At 64.8% G+C, this 21753-nt stretch carries 20 protein-coding genes and 1 pseudogene; 4 read left to right on the top strand and 17 right to left on the bottom strand.

Features of this window, described 5'->3' with window-relative positions:
* Positions 1-108: 108 nt before the first annotated feature.
* Positions 109-1752: pseudogene (locus MHZ35_RS02355) on the top strand (Tn3 family transposase); the annotation flags it as partial.
* A gap of 196 nt (positions 1753-1948) precedes the next feature.
* On the opposite strand, the gene MHZ35_RS02360 reads toward MHZ35_RS02355, so the two are convergent.
* The 13 genes from MHZ35_RS02360 to MHZ35_RS02420 all read right to left on the bottom strand — a co-directional run bounded on the left by MHZ35_RS02360 (position 1949) and on the right by MHZ35_RS02420 (position 16593).
* Positions 1949-2698, bottom strand: a complete 750-nt coding sequence (locus tag MHZ35_RS02360; protein WP_042469173.1) for an HAD-IIB family hydrolase — start codon at positions 2696-2698, stop codon at positions 1949-1951.
* Positions 2695-5196 (bottom strand): heavy metal translocating P-type ATPase, encoded by a 2502-nt coding sequence (locus MHZ35_RS02365; protein ID WP_004212886.1) that lies wholly within the window; start codon positions 5194-5196, stop codon positions 2695-2697. The genes MHZ35_RS02360 and MHZ35_RS02365 overlap by 4 nt, the downstream gene beginning before the upstream one ends.
* A complete protein-coding gene (locus MHZ35_RS02370; RefSeq protein WP_004212885.1) occupies positions 5193-5801 on the bottom strand; it encodes a cation transporter in 609 nt (202 codons plus the stop codon). Before MHZ35_RS02370 ends, MHZ35_RS02365 begins: the two co-directional genes overlap by 4 nt.
* Positions 5798-6484 carry a ZIP family metal transporter gene (locus MHZ35_RS02375; RefSeq protein ID WP_042469170.1) on the bottom strand — a complete coding sequence of 229 codons (687 nt, stop codon included), beginning with the start codon at positions 6482-6484 and terminating at the stop codon, positions 5798-5800. Before MHZ35_RS02375 ends, MHZ35_RS02370 begins: the two co-directional genes overlap by 4 nt.
* A 3-nt stretch (positions 6485-6487) precedes the next feature.
* The gene (locus MHZ35_RS02380) at positions 6488-6901 is read right to left on the bottom strand and encodes a hypothetical protein (RefSeq protein WP_004212881.1); all 414 of its coding nucleotides are present in this window, start codon (positions 6899-6901) and stop codon (positions 6488-6490) included.
* A 47-nt stretch (positions 6902-6948) separates the two neighbouring features.
* Positions 6949-7326, bottom strand: coding sequence for a hypothetical protein (locus tag MHZ35_RS02385; protein ID WP_004212880.1), 378 nt, complete (start codon positions 7324-7326; stop codon positions 6949-6951).
* Entirely contained in the window at positions 7323-7811 is a 489-nt protein-coding gene (locus MHZ35_RS02390; protein WP_004212879.1) for an SRPBCC domain-containing protein, read from the bottom strand. The genes MHZ35_RS02385 and MHZ35_RS02390 overlap by 4 nt, the downstream gene beginning before the upstream one ends.
* Positions 7812-7864: 53 nt before the next feature.
* A complete protein-coding gene (locus tag MHZ35_RS02395) occupies positions 7865-11110 on the bottom strand; it encodes an efflux RND transporter permease subunit (protein ID WP_004212878.1) in 3246 nt (1081 codons plus the stop codon).
* 3 nt (positions 11111-11113) lie between these two features.
* Positions 11114-12292: an efflux RND transporter periplasmic adaptor subunit gene (locus MHZ35_RS02400; protein ID WP_004212877.1), complete on the bottom strand. Its 1179-nt coding sequence runs from the start codon at positions 12290-12292 to the stop codon at positions 11114-11116.
* Positions 12292-13569, bottom strand: a complete 1278-nt coding sequence (locus tag MHZ35_RS02405; RefSeq protein ID WP_004212875.1) for a TolC family protein — start codon at positions 13567-13569, stop codon at positions 12292-12294. The genes MHZ35_RS02400 and MHZ35_RS02405 overlap by 1 nt, the downstream gene beginning before the upstream one ends.
* Positions 13570-13629: 60 nt before the next feature.
* A complete protein-coding gene (locus tag MHZ35_RS02410; protein WP_017980802.1) occupies positions 13630-13926 on the bottom strand; it encodes a hypothetical protein in 297 nt (98 codons plus the stop codon).
* Positions 13927-13999: 73 nt separating this feature from the next.
* On the bottom strand, positions 14000-15967 hold the full coding sequence (locus MHZ35_RS02415; RefSeq protein WP_020486673.1) for a cytochrome c/FTR1 family iron permease: 1968 nt from the start codon (positions 15965-15967) through the stop codon (positions 14000-14002).
* Entirely contained in the window at positions 15967-16593 is a 627-nt protein-coding gene (locus MHZ35_RS02420; protein WP_004212870.1) for a cation transporter, read from the bottom strand. The genes MHZ35_RS02415 and MHZ35_RS02420 overlap by 1 nt, the downstream gene beginning before the upstream one ends.
* Before the next feature lie 78 nt (positions 16594-16671).
* Between MHZ35_RS02420 and MHZ35_RS02425 the strand changes: the two genes are divergently transcribed.
* Positions 16672-17088 carry a MerR family transcriptional regulator gene (locus tag MHZ35_RS02425; protein WP_004212867.1) on the top strand — a complete coding sequence of 139 codons (417 nt, stop codon included), beginning with the start codon at positions 16672-16674 and terminating at the stop codon, positions 17086-17088.
* On the opposite strand, the gene MHZ35_RS02430 is transcribed toward MHZ35_RS02425, so the two are convergent.
* From MHZ35_RS02430 to MHZ35_RS02435, 3 genes are all read right to left on the bottom strand, one after another.
* Positions 17082-18284 (bottom strand): aspartyl protease family protein, encoded by a 1203-nt coding sequence (locus MHZ35_RS02430; protein ID WP_081609172.1) that lies wholly within the window; start codon positions 18282-18284, stop codon positions 17082-17084. The genes MHZ35_RS02425 and MHZ35_RS02430 overlap by 7 nt on opposite strands.
* Before the next feature lie 262 nt (positions 18285-18546).
* Positions 18547-18768, bottom strand: a complete 222-nt coding sequence (locus MHZ35_RS17965) for a GDCCVxC domain-containing (seleno)protein (RefSeq protein ID WP_081609171.1) — start codon at positions 18766-18768, stop codon at positions 18547-18549.
* Positions 18768-19184, bottom strand: a complete 417-nt coding sequence (locus MHZ35_RS02435) for a mercuric transporter MerT family protein (protein WP_017980799.1) — start codon at positions 19182-19184, stop codon at positions 18768-18770. The genes MHZ35_RS17965 and MHZ35_RS02435 overlap by 1 nt, the downstream gene beginning before the upstream one ends.
* A gap of 62 nt (positions 19185-19246) precedes the next feature.
* Between MHZ35_RS02435 and MHZ35_RS02440 the strand changes: the two genes are divergently transcribed.
* Positions 19247-19663, top strand: coding sequence for a MerR family transcriptional regulator (locus MHZ35_RS02440; protein WP_017980798.1), 417 nt, complete (start codon positions 19247-19249; stop codon positions 19661-19663).
* A gap of 73 nt (positions 19664-19736) precedes the next feature.
* On the opposite strand, the gene MHZ35_RS02445 is transcribed toward MHZ35_RS02440, so the two are convergent.
* Positions 19737-20984, bottom strand: a complete 1248-nt coding sequence (locus tag MHZ35_RS02445; RefSeq protein ID WP_017980797.1) for a cytochrome P450 — start codon at positions 20982-20984, stop codon at positions 19737-19739.
* 212 nt (positions 20985-21196) lie between these two features.
* Here MHZ35_RS02445 and MHZ35_RS02450 point away from each other — a divergent pair, with 212 nt between their 5' ends.
* Positions 21197-21718: a DUF6118 family protein gene (locus MHZ35_RS02450; RefSeq protein ID WP_017980796.1), complete on the top strand. Its 522-nt coding sequence runs from the start codon at positions 21197-21199 to the stop codon at positions 21716-21718.
* Positions 21719-21753: the final 35 nt, after the last annotated feature.

A 21753-nucleotide genomic window follows, 5' to 3' on the forward strand; every position in this document is an offset into this window, starting at 1 on the left:
AACGGTGTCACCTACTTGCGTATTCCGGTAAAATGGAAAGCCGGCCATCCGTGATGTCATACGATCGCTGACACGGCTTTGTGCTTAGCGTACGTTTTCGACCATCCTCTCACCGGTCCCCGGATCAAGGTCGATCCGCCGGTGGATTTTCTACGTCCCAACTCGAAATGGCATCGTCATCTTCGCGCTGAGCCCAGCGGCGACCACCGGCTTTGGGAAATCGCGGTGCTGTTCCACATCCGCGACGCCTTCCGGTCCGGTGACATATGGTTGGCGGGATCGCGCCGCTATGGCGACCTCAAGCAGCTTCTGGTCCCGCCACAGGCGATAGAGCAGACCGCGCGGCTCGCCGTGCCGCTGCGACCCGGCGAATGGCTGGCCGAGCGCAGGGCTCGACTGGATACACGGCTGAAGGAGTTTGGCCGCGCGGCGCGAACCGGCACGATCCCAGGCGGCATCATCGAGAACGGCAAGCTGCACATCGACAAGCTGAGGGCCGACACGCCCGAAGGGGCCGAGGATCTCGTGCTCGATCTCTATCAACAGCTCCCGCCCGCGAGGATCACCGATCTGTTGCTGGAAGTCGATGAGCGAACCGGATTTTCCGAGGCGTTCACGCATCTGCGCACCGGCGCGCCCTGCAGCGACCGGATCGGCCTGATGAACGTGTTGCTGGCGGAAGGCGTCAATCTCGGTTTGCGCAAGATGGCGGCGGCGACCAACACGCACAGCTTCTGGGAATTGCTGCGGATCGCGCGCTGGCATGTCGAAGGCAGCGCCTATGATCGGGCGCTCGCCATGATCGTGGAGGCCCACGCCGCCCTGCCCATGGCCGCCTTCTGGGGACAAGGGCAATCGGCATCCAGCGACGGGCAGTTCTTCCTTGCTACCGAGCAGGGCGAGGCGATGAATCTGATCAACGCGAAATATGGCAACGTCCCGGGCCTCAAGGGATACAGCCATGTGTCCGATCAATATGCGCCGTTCGCAACCCAGGTGATCCCGGCAACGGTCAGCGAGGCTCCCTATATCCTGGACGGGCTGCTCATGAATGACGCGGGCCGCCGCGTTCGCCAGCATTTTGCCGACACGGGCGGCTTCACCGATCATGTGTTCGCCGCCTGCGCCTTGCTCGGCTACAGGTTCGCCCCCCGTATCCGCGATCTCCCTCAGAAAAGACTCTATGCCTTCACGCCCAACGCGACGCCGGCCAATGTGCGAGCGCTGGTCGGAGGTAAGATCAATGAACCGCACATCGAGCGCAACTGGCCCGACATCCTGCGCATCATGGCGACGATCGCAGCGGGGATCGTCGCCCCCAGCCAGATTCTTCGCAAGCTCGCCTCTTACCCGCGCCAGAATGAGCTGGCCCTCGCATTGCGAGAGGTGGGCCGCATCGAGCGAACCCTGTTCATGATCGACTGGATTCTTGATGCCGGCCTCCAGCGCCAGGCTCAGATCGGCCTCAACAAGGGTGAGGCCCACCACGCCCTAAAGCGCGCCATCAGCTTCCACCGCCGAGGTGAAATCCGGGATCGATCCGGCGAAGGCCAGCACTATCGCATCGCCGGAATGAACCTGCTCGCCGCCATCATCATATTCTGGAACACCATGAAGCTCGGCGAGGTCGTCAATACCCGGGCCGCCAGCGGTACCCATATCGCGCCTGATCTACTCGCCCACGTCTCGCCGTTGGGATGGGAACACATCAATCCAACCGGGGAATATCGCTGGCCCAAATCCTTAGCGTAGGATTCCGCCCCCTCCCGCAAACGCCCCCTACGATTGAGAAGCGCGGCGGAATCTCTTAGATTGATCGCTGGAGGCTTTGTTCGCGGAGACGCGCACATTGCCTTCTTTTCGTTTTAGGAAGCGCTGCCCTAAGCGACAGAAGCCAGAGCTTTGACAATGCGGCATTCCGCGATGGAGCCGACCATGTATCTTGATCCTATCGGTGCAGACACGCGATGATGGCGGTCACGACGGCGGTGGTTTCCGCGACGTCGCGCACCCTCACTGTGTCGAGGCCGATTTCAGCAGCGGGATAGTCATTCCCACCGGGGAATATCGCATCCCCAATGAACAGCATCCCGTCGAGCGGGACACCGCTCTCGGCACTCAGGCGCTTCAGGCCATAGCCCTTGTCGATCCCTGCTCTGGTCACGTCGATCGATGTCGTGCCACCGAGATTGATCGAGAGCTCCGGCAGCTTCGCGCGCAACGTGGCCTGCAACGCGGTCCTCTTCTTTCGGTCAGGATCCCACGCTTCCTTTTCCTTCAGCGGCGCTGCCTGCCCCAGGCCCGAAAAGGTGATCTGGCTGCCCCGGTCCTCGATCCGTTCGCCCCAGATACGTTCGTCGGCGAGACCGGCATCGGTCAGCGCCTGATCGAAGGCCATGCGGATCTTCGCCTTCTCCGCGTCGTCGAACAGTTCGGCATAGACCGCGCGCCAAGCGCCATTGATGAACCGATAGAGTTTCGTGCCTGTGGTCGGCATCAACCAGAGACGGTCGAGCGCGACGCCGGCAGGAAGGCGCGAGGCGATCTGCTTTTCGAACTGCGGCCAGTCCCCGCCCGAGATCACCGCCACATCCGTGATGGCGAGCAATCGGGCGAGGATTGCGGCCATATCCTCCGATAACGGCCGCTTGCTCTCGGCAAGCGTGCCGTCGAGGTCGAAGGCGATCAGCCACTTCATGCCGCCTTCCCTGCCGGATCGCGGTAGGCGAGCAGCCTGAGCGCATTGATGACGACGAGCAGCGTCGATCCCTCATGAACCGCCACCGCTGGCCCAATGCCGAGGCCGAGGATGGTAGCAGGCACCAGGAAGGCGACGACACCCAGGCTGACGAAGACGTTCTGCCGGATGATTCCACGGGTATGGCGGCTAAGACCGACTGCGAATGGCAGGTGCGCCAGATCGTCGGCCATCAGCGCCACGTCGGCTGTCTCCAGCGCAACGTCCGACCCCGCCGCGCCCATCGCGATGCCGACCGTGGCGCTTGCCATCGCCGGCGCATCGTTCACGCCGTCGCCCACCATCGCGACCTTGTCTTCGCCGGCGAGCTTCTTGATCGCGGCAACCTTGTCTTCGGGCATGAGGTCGCCCCACGCTTCGTCGATCCCGACTTCGTCGGCGATCGCTTCGGCGACTTTCTGGTGATCGCCGGAGATCATTATCATCCGCGACACGCCCATCTCGTGCAGCCGACGCAACGCGGTCTTGGCAGCTTCGCGAGGCGTGTCCATCAGGCCGATCGCGCCCAGGTCGCGGTCCCCCTTGCGGACCACCATTGTCGTGCGGCCGTTCTCGCGCAGCTTCGCGATTGCGTCCTGCGCGCCCTGCCCCAGCGCCGGAATGCCCTCACTTCCGAACATCTCGGCCTTGCCGATCCACACCGTCTCGCCATCCACGCTCGCGGTGACGCCCCGACCGGTCAGGCTCTTGAGGTCGCCGGCAGTCGGCACGGCACGATCGTTCAGACGTTCGCGGCCGTCCTTGACGATCGCTTGGGCCAGGGGATGGTCGCTCAACGCTTCGACGGCGACAGCCAGCGCCAGCAACTCGCCTTCATCGGCGCCATCGACGGGCACGACATCAGTGATGCGCGGACGACCTTCGGTCAGCGTGCCCGTCTTGTCGAAAGCGATCGCTTTGAGCGACCCGAGGTTTTCGAGCGGTGCACCGCCCTTCACGAGCACGCCGCCCCGCGCTGCACGGGCAACGCCCGACAGGACCGCGCTCGGCGTTGCGATCGCGAGCGCGCACGGGCTTGCCGCCACCAGCACCGCCATCGCGCGATAGAAGCTGTCGCGGAACGGCTCGTCGACGACCACCCATGCGAACAGCAGGAGCACTGACAGGACCAGGACGGCGGGCACGAAGATCCGTTCGAACCGGTCGGTGAAGCGCTGCGTCGGCGACTTCTGCGTCTCCGCTTCGCTCACCATCTTCACGACCTTGGCAAGCGCGCTTTCATTGGAACGGCGTGTCACCTCGATCTCGATCGCGCCGCCGCCGTTGATCGTACCAGCAAAAACCCGGCTTTCCGCGTCGACTGCATCGGGCTTGGCGCGTGCCGCTGCGGCATCTGCGACCGGCACCTTGTCGACCGGGATGCTTTCACCCGTGACCGGGGCCTGGTTGATCGCGCTGGTGCCCTTGATGACGAAGCCGTCGGCAGGCAGGCGCTCGTTCGGGCGGACGATGGCAATGTCCCCGACGACCATCTGCTCGACCGGGATTTCGCTGGTCTGCCCGCCGCGTCGCACGGTCGCGGTTTCGGGCGCGAGCTTCGCCAGCGCCTCGATCGCCTTCTTGGCGCGGCCCATTGCATAATGCTCAAGCGCATGGCCGAGGCTGAACAGGAACAGCAGCAGCGCACCTTCGGCCCATGCGCCCAGCGCAGCGGCGCCGGCCGCAGCGACCAACATCAGCGTGTCGATCTCGAACTTCTTCATCCGGAGGTTGTCGATCGCCTCGCGCAGCGTGAAGAATCCGCCGAAGAAATAGGCTGCGATATAGCAGGCGGTCGGCAGCCATTCGGGCGCGCCAGCGACCAGCCTCTCGATCGCGTAGCCGATCCCCAGCAGCGCGCCACAGGCGAGCGCGAAGATCAGCTCGGTATTGGGGCCGAGAAATTCGGCGTGGCTATGGTCGTGGCCATCGCCGGGGCCGTGCTTCTCTTCGCCCGCGCCGTGGCCCCCGGGGCCGTGGTCGTGGCCGGCATGTTCATCGGCAGCGACCCGCTTGCCCACCCTCACCTTCAGCTTGCGAAGCGCAGCGCGCACCTCCTCTTCGGTGGTTTCGCGGCGATCATATTCGACCCGGACAGACCCGCTGGTGCTGGCGCTTGCCTGGACCACGCCGGGCAAGGCGCACAGCGCATCGCTGACCGTGCGCGCCCGACGTTCGTGGTTGATCCCCGTCACCTGCCAGATCGCATGGCCGTAGCGCTCGGTGATTTCGGCACCTGCGGCGCGCACCATTTCGCGCAACCGTGGCAGCGGCAGCTTGGCGGCATCGAAATGGATGCACAGCGCCGCTGGCGTGTTGCCGTCGAGACAGATCACATGCGCCCGCTCGACACCTTCGCGCTTTGACAGGGTTGATACGAGACGGTCCAGGCAGGCATCGGCCGCGTCAGGAAGGTCCGGCAACAACACTGGAATGTCGAGTTCGAGCTTGTCGTTCATGACGACCTCCTTTCGCTTTTCTTGGTTTCGGCGCGCGCGTCGCGCAGGATTTCGACACCGCCCTTGATGGCGATGATGGCGGTGGCGAAGCCGACCAGCAGGTCCGGCCAATTGGTACCCAACCACAGCACCAGCACGCCGGCGATCAGGATGCCGCCGTTGGAAATGAAGTCGTTGAAGCTGAAGGTGGTTGCGGCCCGGAGATTGACGTCCGGATCCTTGAGGCGCTGGAGCAGCCGCAGGCAGAGGTAATTCACGACGCCGGCGATCGCGGACATGACCATCATGGTAGGTCCGATGGGCTCGCTGCCCTGCACGTAGCGCCGTCCGACATCGATCAAGATGCCGCCCGCGAAGATCAGCAGCATGACGCCCGAAGCGACCGCGGCGCGTGTCTTCCATGTCTGGCCCCGGGTGAGCGCCACAAGGCTCAGCGCATACACAGCCGTATCGGACAGGTTGTCGACGCCGTTGGCGATCAGCGCGCTCGAGTCCGCGAAGAAGCCGGAAACGAAGAAGCCCGCAGCGATCGCCGCGTTCAGCAGCAGGACGATCCACAGTGTGCGGCGCTCCTGCCCGCCATTGTTGTCGTTGCCCGGGATCATCCCATCATCTCCTCAAGTGTCAGCAGGGCCAGGAAGCCGACGAAAAACATCGAGCTGATGAGCGGGGTGTCGGGTTTCTCGTGCGCCTCGACCAGCAACTCCTCCGTGACGAGGTAGAGCAGCGCCATCAGCCCGAAGCTGAGGAAGCCGGCGATCATCACCGGCGACAGCGCGGCGACCGGCACGGCAGCGAGCGCGCCGATCGGCAGCAGCAGGGCCAATGCCGAGACGATCACGATGATGCGCAAGCGCGAGCGATAGGTTTCCGCCAGCTCGTCGGTCAGCGTCAGTCCCAGAAATAACACTTCCAGAGTGAGCGCGATCGTCAGCAGGAGACCTGCCTTCTCGCCCGCCACGAAAGCGAGGCCGAGCACCAGGCCGTCGACCAGAATGTCGATGCCGATCGCGGCGAGTAGCGCCATCAGCCCCTTGAAGCGGGCCTCAAGAGCCTTGAGCCCCAGCATGGTCGCGACGCCCGCCGCCCCGCCGATCAACGTCGCGCTGGGCGATGCCTCATGCTTGACCTGCGGCAGGATTTCGGTCGCTGCCGCCGCGAACACGACGCCGGCAGCGAGATGCTGTAGGCCCGCCACGAGGCCAGGTTTCAACTTGGTGCGGCTCGCGACAATCGCGCCGAGCACGACCGCCAGCACAGGCGCAAGCGTATAGAGCAGTGCCTGCATTTCCTAGGACTCCTCCGGGGTTCGGTGGCAGACGCGGATCTTCCCGCGTCGCGTGAACGCGATCGATCCGCCCGCCACGACAGCCCGCGAATGGTCGCCGCGAAACTCGTCACCGGTTCGCTGCGCGCGCAGGATCTCGGTCCTGCCCTTCGGCAGCCAGGTGACGGCCATTTTCAAGCCGTCATCGATGAAGTCGACATCGGCGCGTGTGCCGTCGTCGCAGTACATGATGCGCTGCGCGATTAGTTTCGACGTCAGATGCTTTTCATGCGCCGGCTCGGTAGGCTGGGTCGGCGCTGGATTACACGCCCCTATAACCGCCCCGGAGACGAGAACGACGCCGAGGCGCGCGATCGCCAGACCGGCCCGATTCAGGCCGCACAAGGTTGTCACATTTGAAATCGACGTGTCAGACATCGGTCTCTTCCGACGAAGCGCCCTGTGGCGTTCGAAGGCAGGGCAGTTCATCGCGTGCCTTCCCGCTCGCAGATCCGGGTACGGCCATCGCCTTCCACGATGGTGAGCTGCGACCCCTTGAAGGTCGCGGTGGCTGTTTCGCCGACATATTGCAGGCCCTGCGCTGGCGCGGTCAGCATCATCGGCGGTCCCCCGTTGGAGCGCCGCAAATCGATCTGCAGGCCGTTGTCCTTGTAATCGACGAACAGCGGTTCCCCGTCGGAACAGCGATATCTATGCCGCCCCATTTCCCCGGTCGCCACGGCGCTGTCGGACGAATGGATCTGCTGCTCCGTTGGCGGGGCTGGCGGCTTTCTTTCCGAGCACGCCGCGAGCCCGACAACGAGGATGACGGCGGGCAGCACCCGCTTACAGTGCATCATCATCGCGCCTTCCTCCTGTAGCGGAAGGGGACGCGCTGACGATTGATAGCCCGGGCAGGCTGACCTACCCGCCAGCGGAGATAGGTTGCGAGGCGATCGTCAGATTCGACCATCAGGGATCGCAGGCGGCGCAACATCATCGCCGCGAACGGCAGGGAGAGCGCCCCGCGCAGCGTGCAGCTATGCGTTAGCCTGGTGCCGCCATCGTCCCCCGCCAGCTCGTACCGCTCTTCGAGCGTGAACAGATAGGGGATGCCGCAGGACCAAGCGAAGGCGTGCGGTTTATCGAATCGATCAATCCGTGCTGGCGTCCGAATTGGCCGGGTGATGCCCTGGATCGCAAAGGTGCATTCTGTGTCGCCGAGCCGGGACGGATCATCGAGAAATACGAGCGGACTCCACGCCCGGCGATGATCCGGATCGGTGAGTGCCGACCAGATGCGCAGTGGCCCGCCGTGAAGCATCGAGCTGGTTATGGTGCGAGGCATATCCCCATCTCCCAGAGATGGGCGGGGCGATCGCGGATCGCCCCGCCCATCCATCAGGCCAAGTTGTTCACGAAGGTCTGACCGTGGTCGTCCCCTTCATGCTCCTCATTGTAGTGCTCGGGTTTCTCGATCACTTTCTGCCCGAACCGGGCATAGAGTGTCGGCAGCACGAACAGCGTAAGAAGCGTCGCCGAGATCAGACCGCCGATGACGACCGTCGCCAAAGGCTTTTGAACCTCTGCGCCGGCGCCTTCGCCCAGCGCCATCGGCACGAAGCCGAGGCTGGCGACTAGCGCGGTCATGATGACGGGTCGCAGACGCTGCATCGCGCCAACATGCGCGGCTTCCTCGCGGCTCATCCCTGATCGGATCAGATCTTGGATCGAGCTGACCATGACGAGGCCGTTGAGGACCGCGATGCCCGAGAGGGCGATGAAGCCCACTGCCGCCGAGATCGAGAAGTCCATGCCCCGCAGGAACAGCAACAGGACGCCGCCCACCAGCGCGAAAGGCACGCCGGTGAACACGATCGCGGCGTCGCGGACCGATCCCAACGCCCCGTAGAGGAGCAGCAGGATCAAGATGAAGCAAGCCGGAATGACCAGCTTCAGCCGTTCGCTTGCCGATTGGAGGTTCTCGAACTGGCCGCCCCATTCGAGATAGGTGCCGGCAGGCAGCCGGAGTTGGCTGCCGATCGCCGCCTGCGCATCCGCCACGACGGATCCGACGTCGCGGCCACGCACGTTGGCTTGCACCACCACGCGCCGCTTGCCGTTCTCGCGGCTGATCTGGTTCGGACCATCGACCACCTTGATCTCGGCGACGCTGGACAGCGGTACATAGCCGCCGCCTGCCACCGGCACCTGCACCTGTTGGAGCAGGCCGATGTCGGCACGCTGCGCCTCCGACAGGCGGATCACCACGGGGAAGCGACGGTCGCCCTCGAAGATCTGGCCCGATGTTCGCCCGCCGATCGTCGCAGTCACGGTGTCCTGCACATCCTGAGCCGTAACGCCCAACCGCGCCATCGCGTCGCGGTTGACGCGAATGTCGAGCATGGGAAGACCGGTCGTCTGCTCCACCTTCACGTCCGCTGCGCCTTGCGTTCTGCGCAGCACCGCCGCGATTTGCTCGGCCGTCCGGTTCATCTGGTTGAAGTCGTCCCCGAACACCTTCACCGCGATGTCGCCGCGCACGCCGGCGATCAGCTCGTTGAAGCGCATCTGGATGGGCTGGGTGATCTCGTAGGCATTTCCCGGAATCTTCGCGAGATTACCCTCGATCCGGCTGACCAGCTCCTCCTTGGGAAGCTCAGGATCCGGCCAATCCTTGCGCGGCTTCAGGATGACGAACATGTCGGTCGCGTTCGGCGGCATCGGGTCGGCCGCCAGCTCGGCGGTGCCCGTCTTGGAATAGACGAATTGCACCTCCGGCTGCTTCGACATCATCCGCTCGATCGGCACCTGCATCGCCTGGCTCTGCTGGACCGACGTTGCCGGAATGCGGAGCGACTGGATCAGCAAATCGCCTTCGTCGAGCTGCGGCAGGAACACCGAGCCGAGCGTAGTGAAAGCAAGCGCCGCCACCACAAGGCTTCCCACACCCGCACCGATCGTCAGCGTCGGGCGCTTCATGGCCCGGTCGAGACCGGGTTCGTAGCGCTTCTTCAGCCACGTGATGATGCGGCCGTCCTTCTCCTCGACCTTCTTCGACAGCCAGATCGCAATCATCGCCGGCACGAAGGTGAGAGAGAGGATGAAGGCGAAGGCGAGCGCGATGATGACGGTCAGCGCCATCGGTCCGAACGTTTTACCCTCCACGCCGGTCAGCGTGAGCAGCGGTACGTAGACGAGGATGATGATTGCCTGCCCGTACACAGAGGGACGGATCATCTCACGCGCAGCGGCTGCCACGGTCGCGAGCCGTTCCTTGACGCTGAGCAATCGGCCTTCATGATGCTGTTGCTCGGCAAGCCGGCGCAGCGCGTTTTCGACAATGATGACGGCGCCGTCGACGATCAGACCGAAGTCCAAAGCCCCAAGGCTCATCAGATTGGCCGAGACCCCAGCGCGCAGCATACCAAAGCCTGTCAGCATCATGGTGATCGGGATGACCAACGCCGCGATCAGGGCCGCACGGAAGTTGCCGAGCAGCAGGAAGAGCACGACGATGACCAGCACCGCGCCTTCGGACAGGTTTTTCGCGACCGTCTTGATCGTCGAATTGACCAGCTCGGTGCGGTTCAGCACCGGCTGAATTACGACGTCAGGAGGCAGCGAAGCGTTGATCGTCTTCAGTTTCTCAGCGACCGCGGTCGACACGATGCGGCTGTTCTCGCCGATCCGCATGATCGCCGTGCCGACGACGACTTCGGTACCGTTCTCCGATGCCGAACCCATGCGGATCGCCTGACCCGTCTTCACAGTCGCAACTTGTTCGACCGTGATCGGCACGCCGTTACGTGTCGCGATCACGGTCCTGGCCAACTCGCTGGCATTGCGAACGAGCGCATCCGAGCGAACAGCCAGACCTTCGCCATTGCGATTGACGAAGCCACCGCCGACGCTGGTGTTATTGCGCTCCAGCGCATTTCCCAGGTCCGTCAGCGTGATGCCGAGCGAGGCCAGCTTCTGCACGTCGGGCACGACGAGGAACTGCTTGGCGTAACCGCCAATCGAGTCGACACCGGCGAGGCCCGGTGTGGTCTTCAGAAGCGGCGTCACGATCCAGTCCTGCGCGGTGCGCAGGTAGGTCGCCTTGTCCTCTTCGGTCGTCAGTCGCTCGCCCTCTGGCGTGATGTAGCTGCCATCGGGCTGTTGGCCCGGTTCACCGGGCTTGTGCTTGTCGTCCTCGCGATGATCGAGACGAACGGTGTACATGTACACCTCGCCCAGGCCTGTCGCGATCGGACCCATTTCAGGGTTCACGCCGTCGGGCAGATTCTCTTGCACGCCCCGCAGACGCTCGCCCACCTGCTGGCGGGCGAAATAGATGTCCGTCGCGTCCGAAAAGACCGCCGTGATCTGCGCGAAGCCGTTGCGGCTCAACGAGCGCGTATATTCCAGGCCGGGGGTGCCGGCGAGCGCGGTTTCGATTGGAAACGACACCTGCTTCTCGACCAGCTCGGGCGAGAGGGCAGGCGCGCGGACGTTGATCTGGACCTGATTGTTGGTGATGTCCGGCACCGCGTCGATCGGTAGCCGGTAGAGGGAAAAGGCGCCGATGGCGGCGACGATGACGGTGAGGAGCAGGACTAGCCAGCGCTTCTCGACCGCCCAGGTTACGATACGGGCGATCATGGCTTAATCCTCGTGGCTCGCTTCGCCCTTGCCGATCTCGGCCTTGAGCGTGAAACTTCCGGTGGTGGCGATCTGTTCGTTGCCGGTCAGGCCCGACCGGACGATCACCGTGTCGCCCGACGCATCGCCGAGCTGGACCGGGGTCGCCTTGAAGCCGGTGGGCGTGCGCACGAACACGACCGACTTGCCCTCGAAACTCTGGACCGCCGTCGTCGGCACGCGGACCGCCCCGCTCCCGCCGCTGCCCGTGAGCTGCACGGCTGCCGTCACAGGCTCGCCGACCCGCCATTCGCCACCGCGATTGTCGAGGGTGGCGAGCGCAGGCACGAGCCGCGTCTGCGGATCAAGCGCCGGCGACACGAAGGTCACGCGGGCGGTCGCCTGACGGCCTGCCGCCTTCACCAGCACCGTATTGCCGGGACGCACCCGGCCCGCATCCTCGGGCTTGAGATTAAGCGCGATCGACACCTGGCTCAGGTTGGCGATGCGATAGAGTTCGGCATCCGCCGCGACCGTTTGTCCCAGCGTCACGGGGCGCGCAATGATCTGGCCCGAGATCGGCGCGGCAATGCCGAGCCGGTTGAGCCCGCCGCCGCCGACACCCGCCGCCGAAACCATGCTCTGCGCCTGCGTCAGGGCGATCCGCGCCTCCGTCGCCGCTGTGCGGGCGGCGATCAGATCCTGTTCAGGGGAGACTCTCTGCGCGAACAGCCGCTGTTCGCGCGCGAGGTTCGAATTAGCGAGCTGAAGCCGCGCCCGCGCCGCCTCGACCTCGCCCTTGATCTGCGCCGCCTCGCGGCTTTCGATGACCGCAATGGTCTGGCCGCGTCCGACCGATTGGCCGAGGTTACGGGTGAGCGCGACCACGCGTCCCGCAATTGCGGCCGAGACGACCTGCGTTCCCTGTGGGTCGCCCTCGATGATCGCGGGCAGCTCGATCGTCCCGGCCCCGCCGATGATCGGCCGTCCGACCTGGACGCCCGCTGTGGCGATCTGGTCGGCACCCAATGTGACGACGCCTTCACCGGCATGACCGCCTTCAGCACCGCCCTTTTCCGTGCCCGCTGCCGTCTCATTGGCAGCTGCGCCTTCGGCAGTTGCCTCGTTTCCGCCATCCTTGCCGCCGCAGGCAGCCAAGAGCAGGGCGAGCGACGCCGCGCCCGCGAGATAAAAGCTCTTCATCACTGATTCCCCCCATTGGGCGCACGAGCGGTCAGTCGCTCCACTTGCGCGCGGGCATTCTGGTAATTGGCAAGCGCGTCGATCGCGGCGACCCGCGTTTCGGCGAGCGTGCGTTCAGCATCGAGCAATTCGAGCTGGCCGAACTTGCCCTCGCGATAGCCGATCCGCGCGATGCGGGCGGCCTCCTGTGCAGCCGCCAGCGCCGGCCCCGACGCCGCACGAGCCGTCGTTGCGGCATTGGCCGCCTGCGCCTGCGCGTCCGTGATCGCCTGTTCGATGTCGAGCGCGGTCACGCGGCGCTGCGCATCCGCCTGGGTCCGCTGCGCGGTCGCCTGCGCAATCGCGGCGCGACCATTGTTGAACACCGGGATCGGGATCGACACGCTGAACACCGCCGCCATGTCGTTGGTCGCTTCCAGGCGGCGGATCGACGGCCCGACGTTCAGGTCAGGCACGCGATTGGCGCGCGCGAGCCGCACGCCGGCTTCGGCAATGGAGAAATCCGCGTTGGCTGCCGCCAGCGCGAGTGTGCCGGTCGTGTTGACCGGTGCCAACGGCCCATAGACGTTCACACCGGGAAGGCGATCGAGCAGCGTGTCATCGAGCAGGCCGTCGATCGGCCGTCCGATCCGACGCGCCAGATTGGCGCGGGCCGCCTCGGCCAAGCGAAGCTGCCGCTCCACATTGGCGTCGGCATTGATACGCGCGACATCCGCGCGCTGTTGCTCGAGTGGCGATGCCCGCCCTGCCTGCACGCGAACGCTCGCGGCCCGCAGCGCATCGCTGGCGATCCGGGCCTGATCGCGGGCTGTCATTACCCGGCGATCGGCCGCGACCGCTTCGACATAGAGCTGCGTTACCTGAAGCCGGACATCCGCCGCGATGATCGCGGCCTGGATCTCGGCCCGGGACAATTGCGCATTGGCGACCGCGACGCGGGCGCCGCGCTTGCCGCCTAGCTCGATCGGGATCGCAAAGCCGACCGTGGTTTCCGCGCTGCGGACCCCCCGATACGGCCCGGAGCCGATGACATTCTCGACTTGGCCTTGAACCACCGGATTGGGCCGCAAGCCGGCGACTGTGCGACCTGCACGGGCCGCGTCGATTCCAGCTGTCGCCGCTTCCGCAGCAGGGGCCGAACCGCCCGCTGCACTGACCGCTTGGTCAAGCGTGTAGACCGGCGCATCCTGCGCAACAGGCGCGGACGGTCCGACCTGCGCCTGCGCCATCGTGGCGCAAGACGCTGCGGCCAGCATGGCCGCGAGGATACGATTCATGAAAATAGGACTCCTGACGATGATCGACAGGGGCGCGCCAACGCACGCCCAAATCGGACGTCAGGCTTGGGGGGGCCTCAAATGGACCATGCCGGTGCGGCCGTCGAGCGACGCAGAGGCGGAGATTGTCGGCTTGGGCACTGTGAGGACGGGGGTATATTCCATCGTCGTGCGCGCAGGCGCGCCGACGTCGTGTCCGTGACAATAATTGTGATGATGCGGGACATTCTTGTCCGAGTCCGATGGCACCTGATCGATGTCACCGGCGGTATGGACCGTGAACTCAATGCCCGCGATGCTTCCCCCCGCCAGATCGGCGGCATGGGCCATGCCGGAGAAGCTGGTCAGGACCAGCATCAGGCATGTCAGGAAAGGCAAAAAGGCTCGCACTAGCTTGCCTCTATCACGGAAGGGTTTTCATGTCATTGCACTAATTCGAACCAAGGGTCACTGAGCCGGAACCCGAGCGGGATCGGTCGCGCCCGTTCCAGGCGAACCCGACCGCAATGGCGACCGCCATCAGGAGTTGCGCCAGCACCGATTGCCAAGTGGGAAACACGCCGAGCATCGACAGCCGTGGCACGTCCGCGAGCGGTGCGATGTTGATAAGGCCGGCTTCCTGGAGCGCGGCGACGCCTTTACCCGCCAGCACGACGGTCAGGACCGCCATGAGCCAGGAGCTATAGCGGAAGAACTGCGCGATCGGCAGCTTGCGACTGTAGCGAAGCATGGCCCAAGCGATCAGGCTGAGCAGTCCAATCGCCGACCCGGCCCCCGCGAGAAGCATCCCGTTGTCACCTTGCGCCGAAAGCGCGGCATAGAACAGGATCGTCTCGAAGACCTCGCGATAAACTACGACGAACGCCAGCCCGAACAGGAACCAGCCCGACCCGCCCGAGAGCGCCCGCGACATCTTCTCGCGAATATAGCGCTGCCACTGATCGGCCTGCGCCTTGCCGTGCATCCAAATCCCGACCGAGAGCAGCACGACCGCGGCGAACAGCGAGCCAAACCCTTCCGTCAGCTCCCGGCTCGCACCGCTGATCCCGATCGCATAGGTGGCGACCGCCCAGGTGATCCCGCCCGCGATGATCGCGCTGACCCAGCCGCCATGCACGTACCGCAGCGCCTCGCCGCGCTCGGCTTTACGCAGGAACGCGATCATGGCGACGACGATGAGCAGGGCTTCGAGCCCTTCACGCAGCAGGATCGTGAACGCGCCCAGGAACGTGGACGCCTCGGTGGCGGCATCGGGCGCGAGCGCCGCTTCTGCATCATCGAAAAAGCCGCCCAGCACCGTGACCTTCTCCGCGAGATCATCGGGCGATGCGCCCCGGTCGATCGCGGCGCGGAACTCCCCCATGGCGCCCTCGATTCGGCCCATCAGCGTCGCGTCGCGCGCGGTGAGCGTTGGTTCGATCGGCTCGAACCCATCGAGATAGGCTGACAGCGCCAGCTCTTTTGCCATCCGCGCATCGCCACGCCGGGCAGCGGCCACGCTTTCGGCGAGTTTGGCGCGGGCGACCGCGAGCGAGCCGGGAGCCTGTTGCATCACCTGTTCAGGGTGGCGACGCAGGAACGCGAGCACGGCGTCAGCCTTGGCGTCGCCGATCGCCGCGCCGAGCGCGGCCGGGGTGAGTGCGACCAGGGTTTTCAGGTCCGGGATGCGACGGCGAAGGGTCGGATCGGATTTCCACAGCCGCTCGCCTTCGCGCGCCTGCGCGTCCGTGAAGGCGAAGCTCCCGGCTCGGAATGCTACCGCCCAGCGCTGATCGTTCGGCAGATCGGCGAAGCTCTGCATCGCCGTCCCGTCGATGCCCTGCGTCACCACCTGATAGAGCGCGAAGACGCTGCGCTGGCGCGCACGTTCGGCATCGGTAAAGGCGATCGGGGGTGTCGCGAGCTTGGCGGCGTCGGGGCCACGGCCGTTGCCCGTCATGCCGTGACAGGACGCGCAGGATTGTTGGAACAGGGCATGGCCGGAGACGAGGTTCGGAGCCTTATCGGGCGCGAGCGGCACCGGGTAGGCGCGCAGCAGATCGGCCGCGAGCCCGTGCGCCAGTGTTGCCACCTGTTCAGTCGATCCCTTTTCCGCGATTACCGCTTGGAGGTTGGCGGCCCGCTGAATGAGGGCTTGGCGCTCCGGCTTCGCCGGCAGGCCTTGAAGCCGTGTCGAGACCGACGCGGCAAACTCATTCATTTCGGCGTATTCCGACGCGCTCTTGATCCGACCGTTCGCGACCGCGCCTCCATAATCGACGGCCATATAGTCGAGCAGCCGCCATGCGGTTTGCACGTCGCCGGGTTCGGCGAATGCCGCAGCAGGGATCAGCAGCGCAGCGAGCGCGGCGAGCAGCCGCAGCGAGAGCATTGCCCGGATCAAGGTGAGCAGACGCACTACCGCTCTCCCAGTTCGCGCCGAGCGCCAGTGACGATTTCATAAGCGGAGTGGAGGAACAGGAGGGCGATGAGGCCGGCGACGGCGAGGTCCGGCCAGGCGCTTCCTGTCCACGCCACCAGACCGGCCGCGGCGATCACCGCGACATTGGCGAGCGCGTCGTTGCGGCTGAACAGCCAGATCGCGCGAACATTGGCGTCCCCTTCCCGGAAACGCGCAAGCACCAAGGCGGACACGACATTGATCGCGAGCGCGACAACGCCGATTGTGCCCATCAGTTCGGCATCCGGCGCGGTTGCGTTCAGGGCGCGCCAAATCGCGAAACCGATTACGCCCACGCCAAGCGCACCGAGAAACAACCCCTGCGTCAGCGCGACCTTTGCCCTCGCCCGTGCGGACCAGGCAAGCGCGAGAAGACCGATAAGGCTGATCGACCCGTCCCCGAGAAAATCGAGGGAATCCGCTTTCAGCGCTTGGCTATCGGCGATGAACCCGCCGAACAGCTCGGCGACTCCGAAGCCGAGGTTGAGCACCACGACGGTCAGCAGCGCACGGCGATAGGCCGGATCGGTTTGCGCGCGCGCGGGCTCCCCGTGGCACCCGCAGCTTTCGGTAGAAGCATTCATGCGGCCTTCCTTACCACCTCCAGTCGCTGTAGAAGCAAGCGAAATGTGCGACACGTTCGCATTAGCAAGGATGGCATGATGAAGCCGGTGATGATTGGGCAGCTCGCCAGCGAGACGTCGACAAAAGTGACGACGATCCGGTTTTATGAGTCGATCGGGTTGCTGCGCTCCGCCCCGCGCACGGCGTCGGGCCGTAGAACCTATGATGCCAGCGACATCGAGCGTTTGCACTTCATCCGCAACGGTCGCCGGCTCGGCTTTTCGGTCGACGAAATACGATCGTTGATGGGGCTGGCGCAGAACCCGGACCAGGATTGTGGTGCCGCCTCAGCTATCGCTGCTCAGCACCTCAAGGATGTTGAGGAGAGGCTGGCGCAACTCGCGGTGTTGCGGGATGAGTTGGCAATGCTCAGCCAGAGCTGCACCAAGGCGCGCATGGCCGATTGTCGGATCATGAAGGCGATCGGCAAAGGCCACCCTCAAGCCGATCAGTAATAGTCGGCTAGCCTGAGGTCGCGCACATCACCCGAGGCTATCGTCAGCTTTACGAGGGTGCCAGCAGGCCGGGAGCGCACTTGCCAGAGCTCCCCACGCGTATAGTTCGCATCGATCGAATGGCCGTTCACCGCCACGATCCGGTCGCCAACCGCCCAGCCAGCCTTTTCCGCGGGACTGTTCGCCGCCACATGAACGACGGTGAGCGCCGTTGGTGAGGCTGCGAGGCCAAGGCCGCTACGGTCCTTCAGCATCGGCAGGCGACGACGAGGACCGAGTGGCCGGAGCCACACGAATCCGGCGGTCACGTCGAACACCACGTCGAATTGAGCGATCAGCGGTAGGCCGACATTGCCAACCGTGCTGGTGGAGAGCCAAGCTCTCATCCCGAGTGTGGGGACGTTCGAGACGCCAAGCCCTTCAATGTTGATGTTCTGGGTTGTGAAAGCATCGTTGACCCGCACGCCATCGACGCCGCCGATCGCCGCGGTCGAGACGAGCTTCCCGTTCAACAGCCCTTGATCGCGGGCATAGGCCGACGAGAGCATCAGCGCGGCCGAGCTGCCAAGATCGATCATCAAGGGCACGGGAGACAGGCCCTCGACGGAGGCCCGGATGAACAGCTCCTGCTTGGCACCGCGTCCGAGCGCGACAGCGCGCCAGTCGGGGCCGGCGAGAAACGTGCCTGACTTGACGACCGCCATACGCCTGTTCGCGAAATCGAGCGCGATGCAGCTGCCCGTGAACATATCGGCACCGAGGAGAACGTCGATCGGTCGTCCGAAGGCCGCCGACACTGAACTCAGATCACCAACAACGGCAAAGGGTAAGCGACGGGTTTCGCGGGCGAGCTGTACGTCGATGTCGCGGACCAGCAGCACCGGGGCCTTGGCGCTCAGCCCGCTAATCATGCGCCGCTCACCATTGTTCAAGCCGAGCTTCGTCGCGAGCGCCGTGCTCATGATCGACGCGCCGCTGCCACTGTCGAGCACCGCCCGCGCCGGCACTCCGCGCACTTGTGCCGAAACAAGGAGGGTATCACCCGTGCCGACTTCCAGCGGCTCCCATTCGAGGTGAGCCGCGCCGAAGTTCCACGAGGCCGCAGACCGGGAAGTCTGTCGCGCGAGCGTTGGAGAACCGAGCACCAAGCCGGTTCCACAGGCCACCAGCCGCGCCACTAATGAGCGTCGAGACATACCGATTGCTTCAACACGGGCCGTCAAAAAGCCACCTCCAGCCCCCCGTCCGCAGGAGAGCAAATTGCGGTTACATGCTCTAGCAACTGGAGGAGCAAGGGTTTTTGAAGCGCCCGAAATGCTATCCTGTTCAAATGCCCTCTCGAAAATGAGCAGTTGAGGCAGGTCAGGAACCGGTCGAATAAGACCGAAGTAGGCAATTTCGCTTGCGCGACCTTGGCGAGCAGGACCCCAGTTCACGAAGAAACGTGAAGCTATCGCCTCACCCGCAGCAGCCCGCCACAGTCCCGTTTGCTTTCGCTTCCTGGATCGGAGGGCATGGGACATCGCCAAATGAGCAGAACACGCAGCAGTCGCCAGCCAGGGGCCGCAGCACCACCGCGCAATGCCGGCAATCATAGAAGAATTGGCAGGCGTTGGTGGGCATCCTTTCGGTGGCCACCCCGCCGCATTTGGGACAGGTCAGGGTTGAGGTGAGCTGCATCAGGAAAGCGCGTTCATCAGCGGCGCTTCTAGGAGGTCCCAGGCGAACGCGATAAGCGTCAGAACCGTTCCGATCGCGAGCAGGATAGGTGTCGCGCGCGAGGGCAGCGGCATTGTGCAGGACCGGTCCCCAGCACAGGACCTCCGCCGCTGCGCGTAGGCCCACCACCCAGCAGCCAAGCCGATGAGGGAGGTCGCCGTTAGCGGCCACCGTAGTGGTATCAGCGCGGCGAAGTTGCTGGACAGGCCCGCCCCCAGGCCGAGCGCCGCGAGTGCGAGGGGCAGGACGCAGCATGACGCCGCAGCTAGAACAGCGGCTAAGCTCGCAAGCGCGCCGAGGGCGGATAGCCCCGTGTCGGCGCGACGTCGTGACGTTGGTGCGCCTAGGGGTTCACGCGGGATGGTCTCTTGGTTCATCTATCGCCTCTAGCGGGTTAGCCCGTTATGCATCCTGTAGTGACTACAGGAGCAAGCAATATATGCGCGTTGAGGAAAGCATCACGATCGGCGAGCTGTCTCGCCGGACTGGCGTGAATATCGAGACGATCCGGTACTTCGAGCGCGTTGGTGTTCTCGCAACGCCACCCCGCACAAGCGGCGGGCGGCGGGTATATGGGACCGGTCACGTCCGCGCACTTGGGTTCGTCCGTCGCGCGCGCGAACTCGGCTTCTCCCCGGCCGAGGTGCGCGCGATCCTGTCTCTTGGCGGTTCTGCGCAGGCGTCATGCAGTGAGGTCCGCGAGATCGCGGCTCACCATCTAGAGCGTGTGCGCGCTAAGATGGAGGATCTGGCGCAACTAGAAAGCCTGCTGGCTGCGACCATCGACCGTTGCGAAGGCGACGGGGCGGCGAGGTGCGCCGTGATCGACTTGCTGAACCAACATTCGACTGCGTAGATGTCGCATCGCACCCCGTACTCGCGCAAACGGTCGATAACGGAGCCGATCACCATCACCACGGCACGCGGCCCTAGCCACCTATGTGGACGTTGCGCATCACGAAGCCGCTTTTCGGAAGCGCTGGCAGCCTGGCGAAATCGATGCTCAGGTCTTGGTCCGGTACGTCATAGCGCATCGCGTTGACGAGGAGGTGTGCCGCCACCTTCATGATCGCGAGGACGATCCATTCGCCGGGACAGCGATGGCCGAGATAGTGATCGCCGCCGCCCTGCGGAATGAAGTTGAAGGAGTCTTCGTCCCAAGCCCTGAAACGCTCAGGGCGAAACTCCTGGGGGTCGGCCCAGGTCGCTGCGTCGTGATTGCTCCCATAAAGGTCTAGCACCACTTGACGCCCTTCCGGAAAGGCCATCCCCTCCCACTCGAAATCTTGGCTCGCGCGCGCCACCACAGCGGGAAAGAAGGGATAGAATCGGCGGACCTCTTGGACGAAGAGCTCGGCATAGTCCGGCTGCTGAACCAAGGCCGCCCTGATCCCTGAACAGGTTTGCAGCGCGTGGGCGACGAAGGTGATGTACACTGCGATCGCGACGGTCGGGCGAAGGACATTTACCAGTTCGACCGCTGCGACGTGCGGCGAAAGAAGATCGTCGTGCCGGTCGCGATGCCAGGCTATCGCGTAAGCCGCGGTCCCCGAGCCCGAGCCGATGCTCCCGGCCCGAATGCCTTCAATGATCCGCTTCGCCCATGCGTCGACGCGACGACGGGCCAGCCGTGACCAAAGATGCCTTGGGCTCGCCGAGCCGGCGGCGTCGAACAGCGCCCGCAGCTCGCCCGCGCGGTTGCCGGCTTCATCGTCCGGAAGAGGAACTCCCGCCCAAGCGCATACCGCTCGCGTCAGCGGCTCATGCAACTCGTCATAGAAGACGATCTCTCCTTTGCGCGTCCAGCCCGGCACCGCCCTGCGCCACTCGGCCTCGAACAATTGCGCCAGCGCCCGCACGCGCTCTGGTGTCATCAGGCCCATGAACATCTGCTTGCGGTGCCGATGGGTCTCGCCGTCCAGACCCTGAACGCCGCCTTGGCCCAGCAGTGTCTTCTGAATAGCGACCGGCATGGCACCTTCGCGCTCGAAGCGGGTCGTATCGTAGAAGATTTCGGCGGCCTTGGCCCCCTTAAGGCAGTTGGTCTTTTTCAGCAGGAAACGGGATTCAAAAGCGTTTGCGCCTAGGCGCTGGCACTGCCTGGAGATGAACCGATAGGGATCGGCGAGGAGAGAAAGGGTTTCGTCCGGGCCTTTCGTGTGTGGTGTCTTAGGCATGACCGGTCCGGTGATTGTTGGGTCTCCTTTGATTAACTCGGAGGAATATCACGGGTTGCAGGCTCACGACAGGTGACGAACGAGGACGATCAGGGCGGAGCAGGCGCGGCCGAGGCGTTCGAGGCCATGCGCGGCGAGCTGGCGCTGCGCCGTGGAGGGCTTGGCGGCCGAGCGCGGCGATCGACATACCCGACCATACCGAGACGCTTGGCGTGCTCCAGCAGAACGTGAACACGGCAGGCGAGAACGTCGCGCGCATCGGCCAATTCCTGAAAGCGGCCCCGGCGCTGGCGATGACGCCGGAGCAGATGGCGCAGCGCATCGCCGCGGCGGGCAGCGCCGCCCGGCGCGAGGATCAGGCGGCGCTCGCCAAGGCGGGCGAGGACAAGGCCCGCATCATGGCCGATCTTCGCGCCATCGCCGGGTCCGCATGGACACGCGCCGACCAGAAGAATCGGCAGCTATGGTTTGCCCTGGGTGGGGTGGCGGCCGGCATCCTCGCATGGGCGATCGTGCCGGGCCTGGTCGCGCGCGAGATCGCACCGGCGAGCTGGCAATGGCCCGAGCGCATGGCGGCGCGGACGCTCGACTTGCCCCGCTGGGAAGCCGGGCAGCGTATGATCCAGAGCGCCAGTCCCACCGCGTTCCGCGCCATCGTCGGGGCCGACAGGATCGTGACGGCCAACCGCGCGGCGATCGAGGGGTGCGGCAAAGCCGCAGCGCGAAACGCGTGAAACGGTGCGACGCACGATCACGCTCAAGTGGAGTA

The sequence above is a fragment of the Sphingomonas sp. ACRSK genome (assembly GCF_022346685.1).
GTDB lineage: Bacteria > Pseudomonadota > Alphaproteobacteria > Sphingomonadales > Sphingomonadaceae > Sphingomonas > Sphingomonas molluscorum.